The organism is Streptomyces sp. NPDC101132, assembly GCF_044759225.1.
In the GTDB taxonomy this organism is placed as follows: domain Bacteria; phylum Actinomycetota; class Actinomycetes; order Streptomycetales; family Streptomycetaceae; genus Streptomyces.
Window position 1 is genome coordinate 141875 of the sequence record NZ_JBIVYX010000013.1, and the last position, 18499, is coordinate 160373.

Below are 18499 nucleotides of genomic sequence, written 5' to 3' on the forward strand. Positions count from 1 at the left end.
GAGCGCTCCTCAGGCTCGTCCGGCGATGCGGTTGATGCGGTCGATGGCCTTCTCGAAGCCGCGGGTGAGGTCGTCGAAGACGGCCTGGACGCTGCGTTCGGTGTTCATGCGGCCGACGATCTGGCCGACGGGGGTGCCGAGCAGGGGTTCGACCTCGTACTTCTGGATGCGGGAGACGGCCTCGGCGACGAGCAGGCCCTGGAGGGGCATGGGCAGGGCGCCGGGCCCGTCCGGGTCGTCCCAGGCGTCGGTCCACTCGGTGCGCAGCTGGCGGGCGGGTTTGCCGGTGAGGGCGCGGGAGCGGACGGTGTCGCCGGAGCCGGCGGCGAGCAGCTTCTGGGTGAGGGCCCGGGAGTGGAGGTCGGCTTCGGTGGTGGTGAGCCAGAGGGAGCCGAGCCAGGCGCCCTGGGCGCCGAGGGCGAGTGCGGCGGCGATCTGTTCGCCGCTGCCGATGCCGCCGGCGGCGAGCACGGGGAGCGGGGCGACGGCTTCGGCGATCTCGGGGACGAGGACCATGGAGGCGATCTCGCCGGTGTGGCCGCCGGCTTCGTAGCCCTGGGCGACGACGACGTCGATGCCGGCCTCGGCGTGGCGGCGGGCGTGTTTGGCGCTGCCGGCGAGGGCGGCGACGAGGACGCCGTGGTCGTGGGCGCGCCGGATGACGTCGGCGGGCGGGGAGCCGAGGGCGTTGGCGAGGAGCTTGATGGGGTAGTCGAACGCGACGTCGAGCTGGTTGCGGGCGACCTGTTCCATCCAGCCGGTGATGCGCCAGCCGGAGGCCTCGCCCTCGGCGAGCTCGGGGACGCCGTGTTTGGCGAGGGTGTCGCGGACGAAGGCCCGGTGGCCTTCGGGAATCATCGCCTCGATGTCGGCCTCACCGATGCCGTCGACGGCCTTCTTGGCGGGCATGACGACGTCGAGGCCGTAGGGCTTGCCGTCGGTGTGGTCCTGCATCCAGTCGAGGTCGCGGGCGAGGTCGTCGGGGGCGGTGTAGCGGACCGCGCCGAGCACCCCGAAGCCGCCGGCCCGGGTGATGGCGGCGGCGACCGCCGGGAAGGGCGTGAAGCCGAAGATGGCGTGCTCGACTCCCAGTGTGGTGCTCAGCTCCGTCTTCATGGGCGGCAGGATGCCGCAGGGCGGCGGCCGAGGGAAGAGAATTTCTGATGCAGTGTCAGATTCTTTGCGGCCCGGTCGGGGCGGGCCCGGCGCGGTGGGCGGGCAGATACTGGGTGAGGCTGTGCGGCGGACGAGGAGGACCGGTCATGGGTGTGGACACGGGGGCGTCCGGAGGAACCGGTTCCGGCGGCGGTGAGGGGCGCGTCGACGGTCACGGGGGTGATGAACGCCGGGGCGGTGAACTCCGGGGCGGTGAACGCCGGGGCGGTGAACGCCGGGGCGGTGAGATCCGGGTCGACGGTCGCGGCGCGGGCGGTGCGGGGCGGGGCGGTGTCGGCCGGGGGGTGAGCCGGCGGGCGCTGGGCGGGCGGCTGCTGGCCCTGGGCGGGCTGCTGGCCCTCCAGTCACTGCCGGGCACGGCGTCGGCGCGCTGGCGGGGCGGGGCGAGCTGGCGCAGCCTGCGCTACGGGTCGGCCCGCGAGGCCGGGCTGCTGGAGGCGTACCTGGAGCGGGCGTCGGAGGAGGCGCGGAGGTTCCTCGGGCCCTCGCCGGAGCGGCCCTGGTACGCGGGTGCCGTGGTCCTCGCGGGGCGGGGCCGGACGGTGGCGCTGCACGAGGCGGTCGGGGACGCGCTGCGGTACGGGGACTACGACGGGCGGGCCGACACCGCGCGCGAACTCCCGTACCAGGAGCGGATCGCGATGACCCGGGACACGGTCTTCGACCTGGCCTCGCTGACGAAGCTGTTCACCTCGGTGCTGGCGGTGCAGCAGATCGAGCGCGGGGCGCTGGACCTGGAGGCGCCGGTGGTGGAGCACCTGCCGGAGTTCTGCGGACCGGAGGCGGCGGGCAGCGGGAAGGAGCGGATCACCGTACGGCAGCTGCTGACCCACACGTCGGGGCTGCGGTCGTGGGTGCCGTTCTACCGGGAGACGACGCCGGAAGGGCGGCTGGGGCTGCTGTGGGCGGTGCGGCCGCAGGACCCGCCGGGCAGCGTCTACCGCTACTCGGACCTCAACCTCATCGCCCTGCACCTGCTGCTGGAGCGGGTCACCGGGCGCCCGCTGGACGTCCAGCTCCGCCGGGAGATCACCGCGCCGCTCGGGATGCGGCGCACCCGGTTCCGTCCGCCGCGGTCGTGGCGGCCGCTGACGGCGGCCACGGAGGTGGCGCGGCCGCCGTGGTCGGGGCTCGACCGGGGTCTGGTGTGGGGCGAGGTGCACGACGAGAACGCGCACGTCCTGGGCGGCGTCGCCGGGCACGCGGGGGTGTTCGGCACCGCGTGGGACCTGGCGGTGCTGGCCCGGGCGCTGCTCGACGGCGGGACGTACGACGGCACCCGGATCCTGTCGGCCGCCTCCGTGGAGCTGCTGTTCACCGACTTCAACACCGCTTTCCCCGGGGACGACCACGGGCTGGGCTTCGAGCTCTACCAGCACTGGTACATGGGGGCGATGGCCACGCCGCACGCGGCCGGGCACACCGGGTTCACCGGGACCTCGATGGTGCTGGACCCGTCCACGGACAGCTTCCTGATCCTGCTGGGCAACTCCGTGCACCCGGTGCGGACCTGGCGGGCCGGCAGCGCGCCGCGGGTGGCGGTGGCGAACCAGGTGGCACGTGCGGTGCCGGTGCGCACCCGGCACGGCGGACCGGCGTGGTTCTCCGGCATGGCGACGGGCGGCACCGGGACGCTGGAACTGCCGGCGGTCGCGGTGCCGGCGGTCGCACTGCCCCCGGGGGCGGGTACGGGCGCGGGTGCGACGGGTGCGGTGGGGGTGCAATTGCAATGTGACCTGTGGTGGGACACCGTCCCGCGTGACGGTTGGTGTCTCCTGGAGGGCTCGGCCGACGGCGGCCGCACCTGGGCGCCCGTGCCGTTCAGCACCACGCCCGCGGCCGGCGGCGGCCCCCAGGCCTGGCCCGGGGGCCGGGTAGGCGGCTGGTCCGGCCGCGTCTGGCACCGGCTGGCCGCCCCGCTGGACGCCTGGGCGGGGCGCGAACTGCGCTTGCGCTTCCGGCACTCCGCCGAGGGACGGTACGTGGGCCGCGGGGTGTACCTGGACGGCCTGCGCGTGCGCGCGGGCGACCGAACGCTCTTCGCCGAGGACCGCCCGGCCGACGCGGCCCGGATCCGGGCCGCCGGCTGGACACGTTCGGCCGACTGAGCGGCTGGCGGCGTGCCGCCGCCCCCGCGGCCCCGCCCGGCCCGGCACCGGCCCGAGACTGTCGGCACCGAAACCCCGGCCGGGAGGGCGAAGGTGGACACGACGAGGCCGACGGCCGGGCTGGCCCCGCTGCTGGCACTGCTCACCGTCGCCACGGGCGTCGTGGAGGCGGCCAGCCTGCTCGGCTTCGGCCCGGTGTTCACCGGCATGCAGACGGGCAACGTGCTCTTCCTCGCCTTCGGCACCCTCGGCGAGGGCGGTCTGTCGGTCGTCGCGCCCACCACCTCGCTCGGCGCCTTCGTCTTCGGCGCGGTCCTCGCGGCGCGCGTGGAGTGGCGGCTGGAGGCCCACCGGCTGCGGTGGATGATCATCGCGATGCTGACCGAGGCCGTCCTGGTGTGCGTCGCGGCGGCCGTCGCCTGGGACCTGGAGCCCGTGCGGTCGGCCCCCTCGGGGCGTCACCTGGCCGCCATCGCCGTCCTGTCGGCCGCCATGGGACTGCGCAACGTCACCGCCATGCGCGTCGCGGTGCCCGGGATGCCGACCACGCTGGTGACCCGGGCGATGACCGGCTTCCTCAGCGGCTCCCTGATCGGGCGGGACCCGAGTTTCGGCACGGCGCGGGCCACCGCCCGGCGCGCCCTGTCGGTCGCCTCGATGTTCGCCGGCGGGCTGGCCGGCGCGGCCTTCGTCCGCGCCGGCTTCCCGCTGCACGTCCCGCTCCTCGTGGCGGCGGCCCTGGCGCTGACCGCCGGGCTGGCGGGCCTGCGCGTGCCGAGGGTGTACACGCGCTGACGGCGTACGGGCGCCAGGGGGCGTGGCCGGTGGACCGGGCCGGCCACCGGCCACGCCCGGGTGCTCAGCCGGCGGTGCGGCGCCCGGTGGCCGAGGCGAAGCCCAGCCAGGTGTGGCGGTTGCCCCACCAGCACCAGCCGACCTTGGGGGCGTCGCGGCGCTCGCGGCCGTCGCGCCCCGTGCCGTTGCTGATCCAGATCGCCGGAGTACGGGCGTCCAGCTTCCCGTTCGGCTTGCGCAGCCGGGAGCCGATGGTCATGAAGCAGAGGTTGCGGTCCAGCACCGCGGGCTGCTGGAGCACCCAGTGGATGCCCTCGGTGAGCACCATCGGCGTGCGGTCCTCCCCGGCGAGGGCCGGCAGCGCCTCCTCGGGGCTCCAGTTGGCCATCCGGTCGCCGCGGTCGACGCCGGTGACCAGGTAGAGCGGGGCGTCGGGCAGCTCGACGCCGTGCGGGGCGAAGTCGTCGACGTCGGTCATGTCGACGACCACGAACCCCGGCCTGCCCTCGCGGCGCAGCAGCGGGGCGAGGGCCGAGGCGGGGGCGCGGTCGGGGTGGACGGCCAGCAGGACGCCGTCCCCGGCGCCCTCCGCCGCCGCGGCGAAGGCCCGTACCTCCTCCGCGGGTACGCCGGCCAGCTCGGCCACCCCCAGCTCGATCAGCCGCTCCGCCTGCTCGGTCGGCGACGGCAGGGCGGCGGACGGCAGGGCGGCGGAGGGCAGGGCGGCGGACGGCAGCGGGGCGGGCGGCAGGGCAGCGGTGACGTCGGTGGACGCGGTGTCGGGCACGGCACTCCTCGGTTCTCGGCGCGGAACTGCGGGACCCTCACAACGACCGACGCCGGGTGATCATTCCCCCGCCGCCGTGCGGCACCTCTCCCGCGGGCGCGTCAGCCGCCCAGGGCCGCCATCGCCGCGTTGTGGCCGGGGATGCCGCTGACGCCGCCGCCGCGCGGGGCGCCCGCGCCGCACAGGAAGACGTTCCGGTGGGCGGTGCCGACGCCCCAGGGGCCGGTGCCCTCGGCCGCCTCCGCGTAGGGGAAGGCCAGGTCGCGGTGGAAGATGTGCCCGCCGGGGAGCCGCAGTTCGTGCTCCAGGTCCAGCGGGGTCTTGGCCTCGATGCAGGGGCGGCCCTCGGCGTCGACGGCCAGGCAGTCGGCGAGGGGCTCGTCGAGGTGGGCGTCGAGCTGCGCGAGGGTGGCGGCGAGGAGCCGGTCGCGGGCGCCGTCGTTGTCCTTCTCGAACAGCCGGGCCGGGGTGTGGAGTCCGAACAGGGTGAGGGTCTGGTACCCCTGCGCCACCAGCTCCGGGCCGAGGATGGTCGGGTCGGTCAGCGAGTGGCAGTAGATCTCGGAGGGCGGGGCGGCGGGCAGCTCGCCCGCGGCCGCCTGGGCGTGGGCGGCGGCGAGTTCGCGGTAGCCCTCGGCGATGTGGAAGGTGCCGGCGAAGGCCTCGCGGGGGTCCGCCTGCCGGTCGCGGAGCCGGGGCAGCCGGCGCAGCAGCATGTTCACCTTGAGCTGGGCGCCCTCGGCGGGTGCCGGCTGCTCCTCCCCGAGCAGCCGGGCCAGCGCCTGGGGCGAGGCGTTGACCAGGACCTGGCGGGCCGCGACGTGGCCCTCGCCGTGCTCGGTGCGGTAGACGACTCCCGCGTCGTCGGTGCCGTCGGTGTCGATGCGGAGGGCCTCGTGGCCGGTGACGATCTCGGCGCCGGCGGCCCGGGCGGCTCCGGCGAGGGCGGTGGTGAGGGCGCCCATGCCGCCGACGGGGACGTCCCAGTCGCCCGTGCCGCCGCCGATGACGTGGTAGAGGAAGCAGCGGTTCTGGAGCAGGGACGGGTCGTGGGCGTCGGCGAACGTGCCGATCAGGCCGTCGGTGAGGACGACCCCGCGGACCAGGTCGTCGGTGAAGTGCTCCTCGACGGCCCGGCCGAGCGGCTCCTCGAACAGCATCCGCCAGGCGTCGTCGTCGGCCACCCGGGCGCGCAGTGCGTCCCGGCCGGGCAGCGGCTCGGTGAGGGTCGGGAAGACCCGCTCGGCGACCCGCCGGGTGGTGTCGTGGAAGGCGCGCCAGCGCTCGTACTCGCGGTCGGACCCGGTCAGGGCGGCGAAGGAGCGGCGGGTGCGCTCCTCTCCCCCGCCGACCAGCAGGCCGGTGGGCGTGCCGTCGCGGGTGACCGGGGTGTAGGAGGAGACGGTGCGCTTGCGGACCGCGAAGGAGAGCCCGAGATCCGTGACGATCTTCCGGGGCAGCAGGGAGACCAGGTAGGAGTAGCGGGAGAGCCGGGCGTCGACACCGGCGAAGGGGCGGGTGGAGACGGCGGCCCCGCCGGTGTGGCCGAGACGTTCGAGTACGAGGACGGAGCGTCCGGCGCGGGCCAGGTAGGCGGCGGCCACCAGGCCGTTGTGCCCACCCCCGACGATCACGGCGTCGTACACGTCCTTGGCGGGCCTGCGGAACTCAGCGCGTGCGGTCATGGCCCTTCGTAACACGGGCCGATCGCCACGGACCAGAGGGCGTGCGCGCGGTCGCGGGCGCCGGGCGGGCCGGCGGGGCCTTCCCGTTGGCCGCTGCCTGCCGCCGTGCTACGCGCCCACCGGAGGGAGGGGGCTGCCGTAGGCGAGGCCCTGGCCGCGGAGGGCGGCCACGCGGCGGTAGAGGTCGGCGGCTTCCGGGGCGCGGGAGAGGCGTTCCAGGCAGTGGGCCTGGTCGCTGAGGGCGGCGAGGGTGTCGGGGTGGTCGGCGCCCAGGGTGTGCTCGCGGGTGCGGGCGACCTCCTCGTACGCGGAGAGCGCCTCGGCCCAGCGGCCGAGCCAGCCCAGGGCCACGGCGACCTCCCGGCGGCTGACCAGGCTGTCGGGGTGGCCGGGGCCGAGGACCGCGGTCCGCAGCGCGGCGACCTCGCGGGCCTCGGCCAGGGCCTCGTCCCAGCGGGCCAGCCGGCCGAGGTTGACGCCCAGGCCGTGCCGGGCACGGAGGGTTTCGGGGTCCTGGGCGCCGTACGCGCGGGTGCGGTCGGCGACCAGGTCGCGGTAGAGGTCGAGGGCCTCGGCGCTGCGGCCGAGCCGGCCGAGGCTGATGCCGATCTCGTAGCGGGTGGCGAGGGTGTCGGGGTGGTCGCGGCCGAGGGTGCGCTCGCGGGCGGCGGCGACGTCGCGGTACACGGCGAGCGCCTCGCCCCAGCGGCCGAGCTGGCCGAGGGCGTAGCCGGCCTCGTAGCGGGTGACGAGCGTGTCGGGGTGGTCGGCGCCGAGCACCCGGCCGCGGGCCGCGGCCACGTCGTGGACCAGCTGGTACGCGTCCTCCAGGCGCCCCAGCCGGGAGAGGGTGAAGGCCAGGTTGTGGCGGCAGCGGAGGGTGTCGGGGTGGTCGGGTCCCATCACGCGGTCGCGGGCGTCCAGGACGCCGGTGTACAGCTCGTGGGCCTCCTGGTGACGGCCCAGCTGGCCGAGGACGAAGGCCATTTCCTGGCGGGCGGCGAGGGTGTCGGGGTGGTCGGGGCCGAGGACGCGGCGGCGGCCCTCGGCGACCTTGCCGTACTCGATGAGGGCGTCGCCGGCCCGGCCGGTGCGGCCCAGGGTGAAGGCGACCTCGTAGCGGCTGGCGAGGGTGTCGGGGTGCTCCGGGCCGAGGGCGGCGGCACGGTCCGCCGCCACGGAGCGGTGCACCTCCCCGGCCTCGGCCCAGCGGCCGAGGCGTCCCAGGCTGATGGCCGCGCCGTGGCGGGTCTCCAGGGTGGCGAGCAGGGCGGGGTCGGGGGCCGCTGCTGCCGGTCCGGGGTCGGGCGCGGCCGCTGTGCGGGGGCCGGGGACGCGGGGGTCGCCGGGCGGGGTGCCGGGCGGGGTGCCGGGGTGCGGGTGCGCCTCGGGGCGGGTGGTGCCGTGGTGAACCGCGGCGGGGGTGGGCCGGTGTGCCGCGGTGTTGCCGCCGGTGGGGGTGGTGGTGGGGGCGACCGTGGCGGGGGCGGGGGCTGCGGGGGTGACGGTGGAGGGACCGGTGCCGGTGGCGGGGGCGGGGCCCGTGCCGGTGGCCGGGTCCGCGGGTGCGGTCCACGCGCCGGTCCAGGCGGGGGCCACGGTCCAGGCGCCGGTGAGGGCGTCGGCGCTCCAGCCGCCCGGCTCGTGGGCGGGCGCGGGCAGCACGGCCTTGGGGCCGGTGTGCATGCCGTGGGTCCAGCCGGGGAGCGGCGGCTCCTGCCCGGGGGCGGTCACGTCGGACCGTACGGGTGCGTCGGACCGTACGGGTGCATCGGCCCGTACCTGCAGGTGCCCGGAGGCCGGTGCGGTGGTGACCGCGGCCGTGGGGCCCGGGACGGGGGCGGGGACGGGTACGGGGACGCCCGCGGTGTGGGCCGGGGGCGGCAGGGTGGCGGCCGGGAGTCCGGCGGCCGCGCGGCGGGCCTCGGCGATGCGGTGGTGCAGGCGGCGGGCGTCGGCCGGCCGGTCCTCGGGGCACTTGGCGAGGAGGTCGAGGACGACCTCCTCGAAGAACGCGGGCAGCTCCGCCCGGTGCGCGCGCGGCGGGACGGGCGGGGTGTCGCGGTGTCCGACCAGGATCGACCAGGAGTCGCCGAGGTCGAAGGGCGGGGCGCCGGTGGCGATCTCGTACAGCACGCAGCCGAGGGAGTAGAGGTCGCTGCGGTGGTCCACCTCGTTGCCGGCGATCTGCTCCGGGGACATGTAGTGCGGGGTGCCCATGGCCATGCCGCCGCCGGTGAGCTTGGCGGTGAAGCCGATGTCGTGGGCGAGCCGCGCGATGCCGAAGTCGCAGATCTTCACCGTGCCGTCGCTGAGCCGCATGATGTTGGCGGGCTTGAGGTCGCGGTGGACGATGCCCTGCTCGTGGGTGTAGGCGAGGGCCGCGGCGACCTGCTCCGCGATGTCCACCACCTCCTCCACGGGCAGCGGCCGGCCCTCGCCGCTCTCCATCAGCTGGCTGAGGTTGCGGCCGTCGAGGAGTTCCATGACGAGGTAGAGCAGGCCGCCGGCGGCGCTGTCGTCGCCGAAGTCGTGGACGACGGTCACGCCGCGGTGCTGGAGGGACGCGGCGACCCGGGCCTCGCGGCGGAAGCGCTCGCGCAGGACCTGGGTGAAGTGCGCGTCGTGGTCGGGTCCGAGCGGCTTGAGGCACTTGACGGCGACCTGGCGGCCCAGCGACTCGTCGCGCGCCCGCCAGACCTCCCCCATGCCCCCGCGCCCGATCAGGTCGAGCGGCCGGTAACGGCCCTGGATCAGTCTCTTCTCCGCAGACTCCGCCATCTCGTGTAGCCGCCCCCGTTGTCGTGCTGTGCCCTCCCCGGCCCGTCCAGTATGGCCGCCGCTCTTCGCAGTGTGTACGGCGAGGGACGCGTGGCGGGCCCCAGGCGCGCCATTGCCTTCAAGATGTGACCTGGGGGGAGCTGCCAGCGCAGACGTGCGGGGACGGCGCGCAGCAGGAGCGCGGTGAGACGCAGGCGCCGGGTGACGGTTCGGGCGGCGGGCGCGGGACGCCCGTACAGGCGGTGGGCGTACGGGGGCAGGCTGGCGTACGCGAGGGCGGCGAGCGGCCGCCAGACGAGGGCGCGGGCGGGGGCGAGGAGGGGGTGCACGGGCGGGCGGCGGAGGAAGGCGTCGACGTCGCGGGCGTCGGGTCCGGCGGCGAGGTCGGGGAGCACCTTTTCGAAGTACGCGGCGAGCTGGGCGGTGTCGGCCGGGACGTCGGCGGGGTCGAGGCCGACGAGGCGGGCGTTGACGCGGTTCTCGTCGACGTAGCGGTCGGCCTGGGCGGGGGTGAGGCGGACGCCGGAGCGGCGCAGGACGTGGAGGAACGAGTCGATCTGGGCGCAGTGCACCCAGAGGAGGAGTTCGGGGTCGTCGATGCGGAACGTTTCGCCGGTGGCCGGGTCGGTGGCGGTGAGCCGGGCGTGGATGCGGCGGACGCGGGCGCCGGCGTCCTCGGCGGCCGGGGTGGTGCCGTAGGTGAGGGTGCCGACGAAGTCGGCGGTGCGGTAGAGGCGTCCCCAGGTGTCGGTGCGGAAATCGGAGTTGGCGACGACTCCGCGTACGGCGCGCGGGTGGAGGGCCTGGAGGTAGAGGGCGCGCACCCCGGCGAGCCACATGACCGGGTCGCCGTGGCACTGCCAGGTCACGGATCCGGGGCCGTAGAGCCCGGGGTCGGGGGCGGGGTCGGGGCGGGGGCCGCGTTCCGGGTCGCGTTCGGGAGCGCTCATCCGCGGTACCTACCCCGCCCGGGCGGGCGCTACCTGCCGCCCCTACTTGCAGGCCAGGCCGGGACCGGTGCCGGGCTCGAAGGCGAGCGGGGGCTGTCCGGCCGTTTCGAAGACGACGACCCGGTCGGACTCCAGCTGCGCGTACCCGGGGGTGTAGTCGGCGGTCCAGTCCACACGGGGGCCCTTCACGTTGGACTCCAGGTCGGTGCGGATCTGGAGGAGGCGCCAGTTCTTGCCGGAGAACTTGAGGGTGCTGATGCCGCAGTGGGTGTACAGGTCGTAGCGGTACCAGGTGCCGGGCTTGGCCTCGGCGGGGCCGGTGGCGGGCCTGTCGTGGTCGACCTTCCCGGGGGCGGGGAGCGGGTCCTCGGCGTCGGGCCCGTTGGGTGCGGCGCCGGCGACGGAGCAGCCGGTGAGCGCGAGGGCGCCGGCGAGCACGAGGGGCGCGAGGCGGCGCAGGGGGGTGGTGCGGGAGGTCGTGCGGGGCGTGGGGGTCAGGCGGGTCATGGGGGGCCTTCCGTCCGCTTCCGTGGTGCGGGTGGGACGTGGTGGCGGGCGGATCGGTTCCGGTCGGGTCGGTCCGTCGGTCCGTCGGTCCGTCGGGGAGGCGGTCCGTCGGGGAGGCGGTCCGTCGGGGTGGCGGTCCGTCGGGGAGGCGGTCAGAGTCGCCGGGTGTCGGCGACGGCGCCGGCGATGACGGGCGGGGTGCCCGTGACGTCGGAGTCGGGCGGGGCGACGAGGTCCGCGAGGACGCAGGTGATGTCGTCGGGCCCCTGGCCGGCCAGGGCCGTTTCCACCAGGAGGCGCACGGTGGCCTCGGGGCTGCCGGGCTTCGCGAGCACCTCCTCGATGCGGCGCGGGGAAAGGACGTCCGTGAGGCCGGACGTGCAGAGCAGGTACCGGTCACCGGTCCGCACGTGGAAGGAGGTCGTGTAGGGGTCGGCGTGTGCGGTGCCGCAGAGGGGCGGCGTCCGGCGGCCGGGGGTCACGGCCCGGTCCCGCCGGGGAGGTTCCGGGGCCTCGTCGGCCGGACCGGGCCGGACGGGCCGGGGCGGCTCGGTGGGGTCGGGGGTGAGCCGGGTGAGGCGGCCGTCCCGCAGTCGGAAGGCGGTGCTGTCGCCGGCGTGCAGGAGCGCCACGTGGTGTCCGGACCGGTACAGGGCGGTCACGGTGGTGGCCAGGCCGTCGAGTGCGGCGTCCCTGGCGATCATTTCCGCCAGGTTCCTGTCGGCCCGCTTCGCGGCGATGACGAGCGCGGTGGTCGCCGACTGTCTGGTGAGTCCCTGCCCGAGTTCGTGGGTGAGCTCCGCGATGACCTCGGCGCTGGCCACCTGGCCCGCCTCCGCGGCGACCGCTTCACCGCGCCGGCCGTCGGCCACTGCGAGCAGCCGCGGTCCGGCGTAGGCGGAGTCCTCGTTCCGGTGGCCGTTCCGGCCGGGGTGGCTGCCCACGGCGAAGCGCAGCAGGCCCTGGAGGGGCAGCGGCTCCGGGGGGCGCGGCGCCGGGGCGGCGGGCACGTGTGTCCTGTGGGCGGGCCGTGGGCCGGGGACGGGGACGACCCGGCCGGACGGGCGTTCCAGGGCGTGGGCCATGTCGGCCGCCGTGGCGTAGCCGTGGCGGCGCGCGCGTGCGACCACGGCCTCCAGGTCGCCGGGCACGGTCGGGGGTGCGGAGTGCAGGGAGTTGCCGAGCAGGGTGTGGAGGAGCTCGCCGACGGCGGCGATGTCGTCCGTCAGCGAGGTGGCGGACTGCTCCTCGTGGTGGTCGAGGATCTTGACGTGGCCGCCGGCGGTGAGGTGCAGGCGGTCCGGTGAGAGGTGCCAGCCGCTGACGCCCTCGCCGTGGGCGTGCTGGAGGGCCTCCAGGACTTCCAGCGCGGTTCGCACGACGAAGTAGGGGTAGGAGGGGTCCTGCTTCCATTCGGCGAGCGTGCCGCCCGCGAAGCCCTCCGTGACGACGTACGGGCAGCGCACCCGTGACCCGGCCGAGGCTGCTGCGGAGGGGGACTGCCGTATCTCGCCCCAGTCGAGCACCAGGGCCAGCGAGGGGTGGGTGAGGCGGGCCCGCGCACGCAGCCGGGCGACGAACGCCTCCCGCTTGGCGGGGTCGGACGCATCCTCCGGCCGCATGACGCGGATGGCGACCGGGCGGTCGAACAGGGTGTCCCGTCCGGCGAGGTTCACGGCTCCCCCGTCGGTCGTCCCGGCGGGGCCGGTGACCTGGTAGCGGCTGCCCGGCAGTCGGGTGCCGTCCGGGGGCGGGGCGTAGGCGCGGTTGCGGAACAGCTCCAACTTGCCCGCACTGTTGCGGCCGCGGGCCTGGGGTTCGGGGCGGGAACGGGCGCGGAGGGCTCTGGTGAGGAGGGCCGTGAGGTCGTCGAGGGGGATCACGGCGGGGCCGTCGGCAACGCCCTTTTTGAGGAGGGCGAGGAGTTCTCCGGTGAAGGCGGTGTTGCGTTCGCCGGGCGGGGCGACGGCCTGGACGGTCTCGCCGGCGGCGGCGATCAGGTAGGTGCCGTTGACCTCCGCGCTGTCGGCCAGAGCGGAGGTGGACTCGGTGGCGCTCATCATGCCGAGGGCTCGGCCGCCGTAGCAGCAGTCGAGGATGACGACGGTGCGTTCGGCGCGCCGGGGCAGCAGAGCGCGGCGGACCCAGTCGTACGGGAGGACGGATTCGGCCTCGCCGGGGCGGGAGCCGGGCAGCGCCAGCCAGAGTCCGCCGCCGTCGGGGTCGATGAGACCGTGGCCGGCGTAGTAGACGAGCAGCGTGTCGCGGGCCTCGCGGACGGCGGCGCGCAGGGGTGCGAGGGCCTGCTTTGACGTCGCGGGGTCACACGTGACACTGCAATGTCGGGTGTCCAGCCCCCACACCTCGGGGTCCTGCAGCTCGGCCTCGAGGTCTTCCAGGTTGGCCTTCACGCCGGGCAGCGCGTCGAGGTGTTCGTACGTGGCGGCGCCGATGAGCACCGCTCGGGACCGCTGCGGCCAGGGCGGTCCGCTCATGCGTCGGTGCGCGTGAGGGCTTCGACCAGGCGGGCCGCCGCGTCCGGGTCCGCCCCCGTCAGCGTGACGGTGACGCCGTCGCGCTCGAAGGTGACGGCGGGCGGGCGGGGGCGGGTGGAGCGCCAGGTGACGACCGCCAGGGCGAGGTTGGCGAGGCCGAAGCCGGCGTCCATGACGAGCTGGACGTACTCCACCGGTCCGCCCATGGATCCGGCGGGACCGGGTTCTCCGCCCAGTTCGATGCCGGCCTCGCGCCGGATCTCCGGGTTGTCGAGCAACCACTGGTGGAGCGACCGCAGTTCCTCTTCGGAAGCGCCCTCGGGCTGGTCGTCCCCGTGGTCGTCGATGCTGATGCGCATGGTGCCGGTCCCCCGTTTCGCGGTCATCGTCACCATGGCACAACGTCCCCTCCCCCGCAGCCGGTTCACGATCCCGGGCCGTCGTCCGTGTCCGCTGAGGGGGTGGTGCCGCCCGGCGGTCCCGCCGCCGCCCGCCAGGCCTCGTACGCCGCGACGGCCGTGGGGAGGGTCGGGTGGATGCGGTCGGGGCCGACGGCCTCGGTGAGGCCGTACGCGTCGAGCAGCAGGCGCAGTTCGTGTTTGACGCGGGCGAGGGCGAACACGACGTCGCGTCCGGCGAGTTCGGCACGGAGGGCTTCGACGGCGTCGAGGGCGGTGATGTCGGCTTCGATGTTGGCCTCGGTGTTCAGCACGAACCAGCGCACCGGCTCGCCCCGCTCGTCCTGCTCGTCCACGGCGGCCAGGGCGCGCCGGCGGAAGTCCTCGGCGTTGGCGAAGAACAGCGGGGAGTCGTAGCGGTAGACGAGCAGGCCGGGGATGGTGCGGGCGGTCGGGTGGTCGTCGACGTCGTGCATGCCGGCCAGCCCCGGGACGATGCCGAGGACGGCGTCGTGCGGGCGGGCGACCCTCGCGAGCAGGTCGATGACGGACAGGGCTACGGCGACCAGGACGCCGTACAGGATGCCGAGGCCGAGGACGCCGAGGGCGCAGCCGACGGCGAGCAGGAGTTCGCGCCGGCGGAAGGCGGCGAGGCGGCGGAACTCGCCGATCTCGACGAGGCGTACGGCTGCGTAGACGACGATGGCGCCGAGGACGGCGGCCGGGGTGTGGGCCAGGAGGGGGCCGAGGAAGAGCAGGACGGCGGCCACGCAGGCGGCGCCCGCGAGGGAGTACGCCTGGGTGCGGGCGCCGGCCGAGTCGGCGAGGGCGGTGCGGCTGGCACTGCTGCTGACGGGGAAGCCGTGCAGCGCTCCGGCGCCCAGGTTGGCGGCGCCGAGGGCGAGCAGCTCCCGGTTGGCGTCGAGGGGGTACGGGTCGTCCCTGCGGGCGAAGGCGCGGCCGGTCAGGACGACGTCGGTGTAGCCGACGAGGAGGACCCCGACGGCCGGCAGGGCCAGGTCGGCGATGTCCTGCGGAGCGGGCAGGGCGAAGCCGGGCAGGCCGGCCGGGACGGCGCCGACGACGGCGACGCCGCCCGGGCCCTCGTCGAGGCCGAAGGCGGCCACCGCGGCGGTGGCGAGGACGAGGACGAGGAGCGGGCCGGGGAGCCCGCGCCGGACCAGCGGCAGCGTGAACAGCAGGAGCAGGCACGCGGCGGACAGGGCGAGGGTGGCCGGGTGCACCTCGTCCAGCCGGCCGAGGAACCGGAGGAGCTGGGGGAAGAAGCCGGATCCGCCGCCCTCCGTCCCGGTGAGGCGGGGCAGCTGGTCGACGATCATGATGAAGGCGAGCCCGGTCAGGTAGCCCACGAGGACCGGCCGGGAGAGCAGGTCGGCGAGGAAGCCGAGGCGGACGGCCCAGGCGGCCAGGCAGAGCAGGCCGACGACGACGGCCAGGGCCGCGGCGAGGGCCGCGTACCGCCCGGGGTCACCGGCGGCCAGGGGGCCCACTGCGACGGCGGTCATGAGGGCGGTGGTGGATTCGGGGCCGACGGACAGCAGCCGGGAGGTGCCGCTCAGGGCGTAGAGGACGAGCGCGGGGAGTGCGGCCCACAGGCCGGCGACGGGCGGCAGGCCGGCCACCGCCGCGTAGGCCATGACCTGGGGGACGAGGTAGGCGGCGACGGTGGTTCCGGCGAGCAGGTCGCCGCGCAGCCAGGCCTTCCGGTAGCCGCGGAAGGCGGGTGGGACGGCGGTGGTGGTGGTCCGTCCGGGTACGGGCATGGCGCCTCCGGGGTTCGCGGGCGGGTTCGCGGCCGGTCTTCCGGTCGGTCTGCGGTCGCTCTCCCGGCTGCTCTTCGGGCTGCTCTTCGGGCTGTTCTTCCGGCTGTGCTGCCGGCTGGTTCGCGGGCGGGTGCCGCACCATGGTGCCCCCGGCGGCGCGGGCCCGGGTGCCCCACGGCGTGCCGGTGCCCGGTCGTACCGGGACATGGGCCGATCGGGTCCCCGGACGGGTCCGGAGGGCCCATGCACCGGGTCGTGGCGTGGCCAAGACTGGAGACCGGACCCGAACCCGGGAGGCCCGCCATGAGCACTCCGTCCCCCATCCGCATCAACGCCGCGCTGCCCGCGGACTTCCGTGCCCGTCTGATGGGAGCGGCCCGCGAGGTGAACTTCGACGAGGGCGCCCGGCTGTTCCGCGAGGGCGGGCGGGCCGACCGGTTCTGGATCGTCAGGACCGGTGCGGTGACCCTCGACGTGCACGTGCCGGGCCGGCGCGCGGCCGTCATCGAGTCCCTCGGCCCGGGCGAGCTGGTCGGCTGTTCGTGGCTGTTCCGGCCGTACACCTGGCGGCTGGGCGCCGAGGCCGCGACCCCCGTCCGCGCGTACGAGTTCGACGCGGCGGCCGTACGGCGGCTGATGGACGCCGACACCGCCTTCGGCTCGGCGCTCGGGCACTGGGTGGGCCAGGTCCTCGCGCATCGGCTGCAGGCGGCCCGGGTGCGGCTGCTCGACCTGTACGCGCCGTACGGCAGCGGCAGTCTGCTGTGACCGGCGACGGCGCCCGCACCACGGAGGAGGAGCCGGACATGACCACGACGCGCCACACCGTCAGCGACGTCATGACGCACACCGCCGTCGCGATCGGGCAGGAGGCGTCCTACAAGGAGATCGTGGCCCTGATGCACGAGTGGAAGGTCAGCGCGCTGCCCGTGCTGGCGGGCGAGGGCCGGGTGGTCGGGGTCGTGTCCGAGGCGGACCTGCTACCGAAGGAGGAGTTCCGGGGCACGGAGCCCGTGCTCCCCGACGAGCTCGCCGAGGCCGCGAAGGCAGGCGCGCTGCTGGCCGGGGACCTCATGTCCAGCCCGGCGGTCACGGTGCACCCCGCCGCCCCCGTCGCGGAGGCGGCGCGGATCATGGCGAGGAAGCACGTCAAGCGCCTGCCGGTGGTGAACGAACTCGGCCTCCTGGAGGGCGTGGTGAGCCGCAGCGACCTCCTGAAGGTGTTCCTGCGGAGCGATGCGGAGCTGGCGGAGGAGGTCCGTACGGCCGTGGTCGCCGAGCTCGCCCCCGGCGCCGGGGTCGAGGTCGCCGTACGGGAGGGCGTCGTGACCCTGCGGGGCGGGCGCGGGGACTCCGCGCTGCTCGGCCTGCTGGCCCGGGCCGTCCGCGCGGTCGAGGGCGTCGTGGACGTGGGGGTGTCGGCGGGGCCCGTGCCACCGGGTGCACCCGTGTGAGCTCGGCCGGGCCGGCGGTTCCGGATGCGGGCGGAGGGGGGCGGCGCGGGTTGCCGCGCGTGCCGGGCCGGGACACCCGGACCGGTCAACGGCGCACCCGATAGCGCAGGTGCAGCACCCGGTCGCCCTGGATCGCCTCGTCGGGATCCTCCAGCAGGTGCTGCGCGTGGACCGACCCGAAGTAGCGCTTGCCGGACCCGAACACGACGGGTACGACGTCCATGCGCACCTCGTCGACCAGGCCCGCGGCGAGCACCTGGCCACCGACGTCGCCCGCGGCGACCTCGACCAGGCGGTCACCCGCGAGCTCCTGCGCCCTGGCCACGGCCGCCTCGACGCCGTCGACGAAGTGGAACGGCGCCGCGGGGTCCCAGCCCTCGGGCGCCGGCCGGTGGGTCACGACGACCACGTGGTCGATCCCGCCGGGCGGCTTCCCGTCCCAGCCGTCCGTCAGGTCGAAGACGTGGCGGCCGACGACCGTGACTCCGATCCGGTCCCAGTACGGGCGGGTGTAGTCGTAGGACGTCCGCGACACCTTCAGCGCGCCGCTCTCGTCCAGCGGGACGTCACCGCTGGTCAGCCAGTCGAACAGCGGTCCGGGCTGGTCGTTCTCGTCCGCGACGAAGCCGTCCACCGAGACCGAGCTGTACATGACCACCGTGCCCACGGGGCTCTCCTCTGCTTCGGGAGCCTCAAACTAGCGTGTCGGGAGCGGTCGCTCCGGGAAGACATCCGCCGGCCGGCAGCGGCTGGGCCTGGGGGCGCGGTGGGGCGGCTTCCTGGGACAATGCGGGAGGAAGCGGACAGTGCGGGCGGGCCGAGGCAGGGCGATCATGTCGGACGAGGCGAAGGGCTCCGCCGGGACGCCGGTCAGGGTGTTCCTGCTGGACGACCACGAGATCGTGCGGCGCGGGCTGCGCGACCTGCTGGACGCCGAGCCGGACATCAGCGTGGTCGGCGAGGCGGGTACGGCGGAGCAGGCGCTGGCCCGCGGTCCGGCGCTGCGCCCGGACGTGGCCGTGCTCGACGTACGGCTGCCCGACGGGAACGGCGTGGCGGTCTGCCGGGAGCTGCGGTCCCGGATGCCCGGGCTCGCCTGTCTGATGCTGACCTCGTTCGACGACGAGGACGCCCTGCTGGACGCGATCATGGCCGGGGCGGCCGGGTACGTGCTCAAGCAGATCAAGGGCTCCGACCTGGTCGCCGCGGTACGGACGGTCGCCGCCGGCCAGTCGATGCTGGACCCGGCCACCACCGCCCGCCTGATGCGCTCGCTGCGGGATCCGGAGGCGGTGCGGGATCCGGAGGACGCGCGGCTGGCCGCGCTCTCGGAGCGGGAGCGGGACGTGCTGCAACTGATCGGCGAGGGGCTGACCAACCGGGAGATCGCGCAGCGGCTGTTCCTGTCCGAGAAGACCGTGAAGAACCACATCTCGCGGCTGCTGGGCAAGCTGGGCGTCGAGCGGCGGGTGCAGGCGGCCGTGATCGCCGCCGAGGTGCACCACGAGCACGGCCCCGGCCGCGAACCGGGGCAGCGTCCGGCGGGACCGGACGCGTGAGGGCGCCGGGCGGGCCGCGG

At 75.7% G+C, this 18499-nt stretch carries 15 protein-coding genes; 5 read left to right on the top strand and 10 right to left on the bottom strand.

Features of this window, described 5'->3' with window-relative positions; translation table 11 throughout:
- Positions 1–9 precede the first annotated feature (9 nt).
- Positions 10–1116 (bottom strand): NAD(P)H-dependent flavin oxidoreductase, encoded by a 1107-nt coding sequence (locus ACIQUR_RS27345; protein WP_403669462.1) that lies wholly within the window; start codon positions 1114–1116, stop codon positions 10–12.
- Positions 1117–1262: 146 nt separating this feature from the next.
- Here ACIQUR_RS27345 and ACIQUR_RS27350 point away from each other — a divergent pair, with 146 nt between their 5' ends.
- Both ACIQUR_RS27350 and ACIQUR_RS27355 read left to right on the top strand, forming a co-directional pair.
- Positions 1263–3284, top strand: a complete 2022-nt coding sequence (locus ACIQUR_RS27350; protein ID WP_403669465.1) for a serine hydrolase — start codon at positions 1263–1265, stop codon at positions 3282–3284.
- Positions 3285–3377: 93 nt separating this feature from the next.
- On the top strand, positions 3378–4079 hold the full coding sequence (locus ACIQUR_RS27355; protein ID WP_403669468.1) for a YoaK family protein: 702 nt from the start codon (positions 3378–3380) through the stop codon (positions 4077–4079).
- A gap of 64 nt (positions 4080–4143) precedes the next feature.
- Here ACIQUR_RS27355 and ACIQUR_RS27360 read toward each other — a convergent pair whose 3' ends face one another.
- From ACIQUR_RS27360 to ACIQUR_RS27395, 8 genes are all read right to left on the bottom strand, one after another.
- The gene (locus ACIQUR_RS27360) at positions 4144–4815 is read right to left on the bottom strand and encodes a DUF5701 family protein (protein WP_403669687.1); all 672 of its coding nucleotides are present in this window, start codon (positions 4813–4815) and stop codon (positions 4144–4146) included.
- Positions 4816–4967: 152 nt separating this feature from the next.
- Positions 4968–6551 carry a phytoene desaturase family protein gene (locus ACIQUR_RS27365; RefSeq protein WP_403669470.1) on the bottom strand — a complete coding sequence of 528 codons (1584 nt, stop codon included), beginning with the start codon at positions 6549–6551 and terminating at the stop codon, positions 4968–4970.
- 108 nt (positions 6552–6659) lie between these two features.
- Entirely contained in the window at positions 6660–9332 is a 2673-nt protein-coding gene (locus ACIQUR_RS27370; RefSeq protein WP_403669472.1) for a tetratricopeptide repeat protein, read from the bottom strand.
- A complete protein-coding gene (locus ACIQUR_RS27375; protein WP_403669475.1) occupies positions 9305–10282 on the bottom strand; it encodes an oxygenase MpaB family protein in 978 nt (325 codons plus the stop codon). Before ACIQUR_RS27375 ends, ACIQUR_RS27370 begins: the two co-directional genes overlap by 28 nt.
- A gap of 42 nt (positions 10283–10324) precedes the next feature.
- Complete coding sequence (locus ACIQUR_RS27380) at positions 10325–10789, bottom strand: hypothetical protein (RefSeq protein ID WP_403669478.1); 465 nt, start codon at positions 10787–10789, stop codon at positions 10325–10327.
- 152 nt (positions 10790–10941) lie between these two features.
- Complete coding sequence (locus ACIQUR_RS27385; protein WP_403669480.1) at positions 10942–13284, bottom strand: caspase family protein; 2343 nt, start codon at positions 13282–13284, stop codon at positions 10942–10944.
- On the bottom strand, positions 13281–13670 hold the full coding sequence (locus ACIQUR_RS27390; protein ID WP_403669483.1) for a hypothetical protein: 390 nt from the start codon (positions 13668–13670) through the stop codon (positions 13281–13283). Before ACIQUR_RS27390 ends, ACIQUR_RS27385 begins: the two co-directional genes overlap by 4 nt.
- Positions 13671–13708: 38 nt before the next feature.
- A complete protein-coding gene (locus ACIQUR_RS27395; RefSeq protein ID WP_403669486.1) occupies positions 13709–15466 on the bottom strand; it encodes a SulP family inorganic anion transporter in 1758 nt (585 codons plus the stop codon).
- Positions 15467–15769: 303 nt separating this feature from the next.
- Here ACIQUR_RS27395 and ACIQUR_RS27400 point away from each other — a divergent pair, with 303 nt between their 5' ends.
- Together ACIQUR_RS27400 and ACIQUR_RS27405 are read left to right on the top strand one after the other, a co-directional pair.
- A complete protein-coding gene (locus tag ACIQUR_RS27400; protein WP_403669489.1) occupies positions 15770–16234 on the top strand; it encodes a Crp/Fnr family transcriptional regulator in 465 nt (154 codons plus the stop codon).
- A 38-nt stretch (positions 16235–16272) separates the two neighbouring features.
- Positions 16273–16920 carry a CBS domain-containing protein gene (locus ACIQUR_RS27405; protein WP_403669492.1) on the top strand — a complete coding sequence of 216 codons (648 nt, stop codon included), beginning with the start codon at positions 16273–16275 and terminating at the stop codon, positions 16918–16920.
- A gap of 85 nt (positions 16921–17005) precedes the next feature.
- Here the strand turns inward: ACIQUR_RS27405 and ACIQUR_RS27410 are convergent, their stop codons facing one another.
- A complete protein-coding gene (locus ACIQUR_RS27410) occupies positions 17006–17587 on the bottom strand; it encodes a dihydrofolate reductase family protein (protein ID WP_403669494.1) in 582 nt (193 codons plus the stop codon).
- Between the two features lie 166 nt (positions 17588–17753).
- On the opposite strand from ACIQUR_RS27410, the gene ACIQUR_RS27415 reads away from it, so the two are divergent.
- Positions 17754–18479, top strand: a complete 726-nt coding sequence (locus ACIQUR_RS27415) for a response regulator (protein ID WP_403669496.1) — start codon at positions 17754–17756, stop codon at positions 18477–18479.
- The last annotated feature ends 20 nt before the right edge of the window (positions 18480–18499 follow it).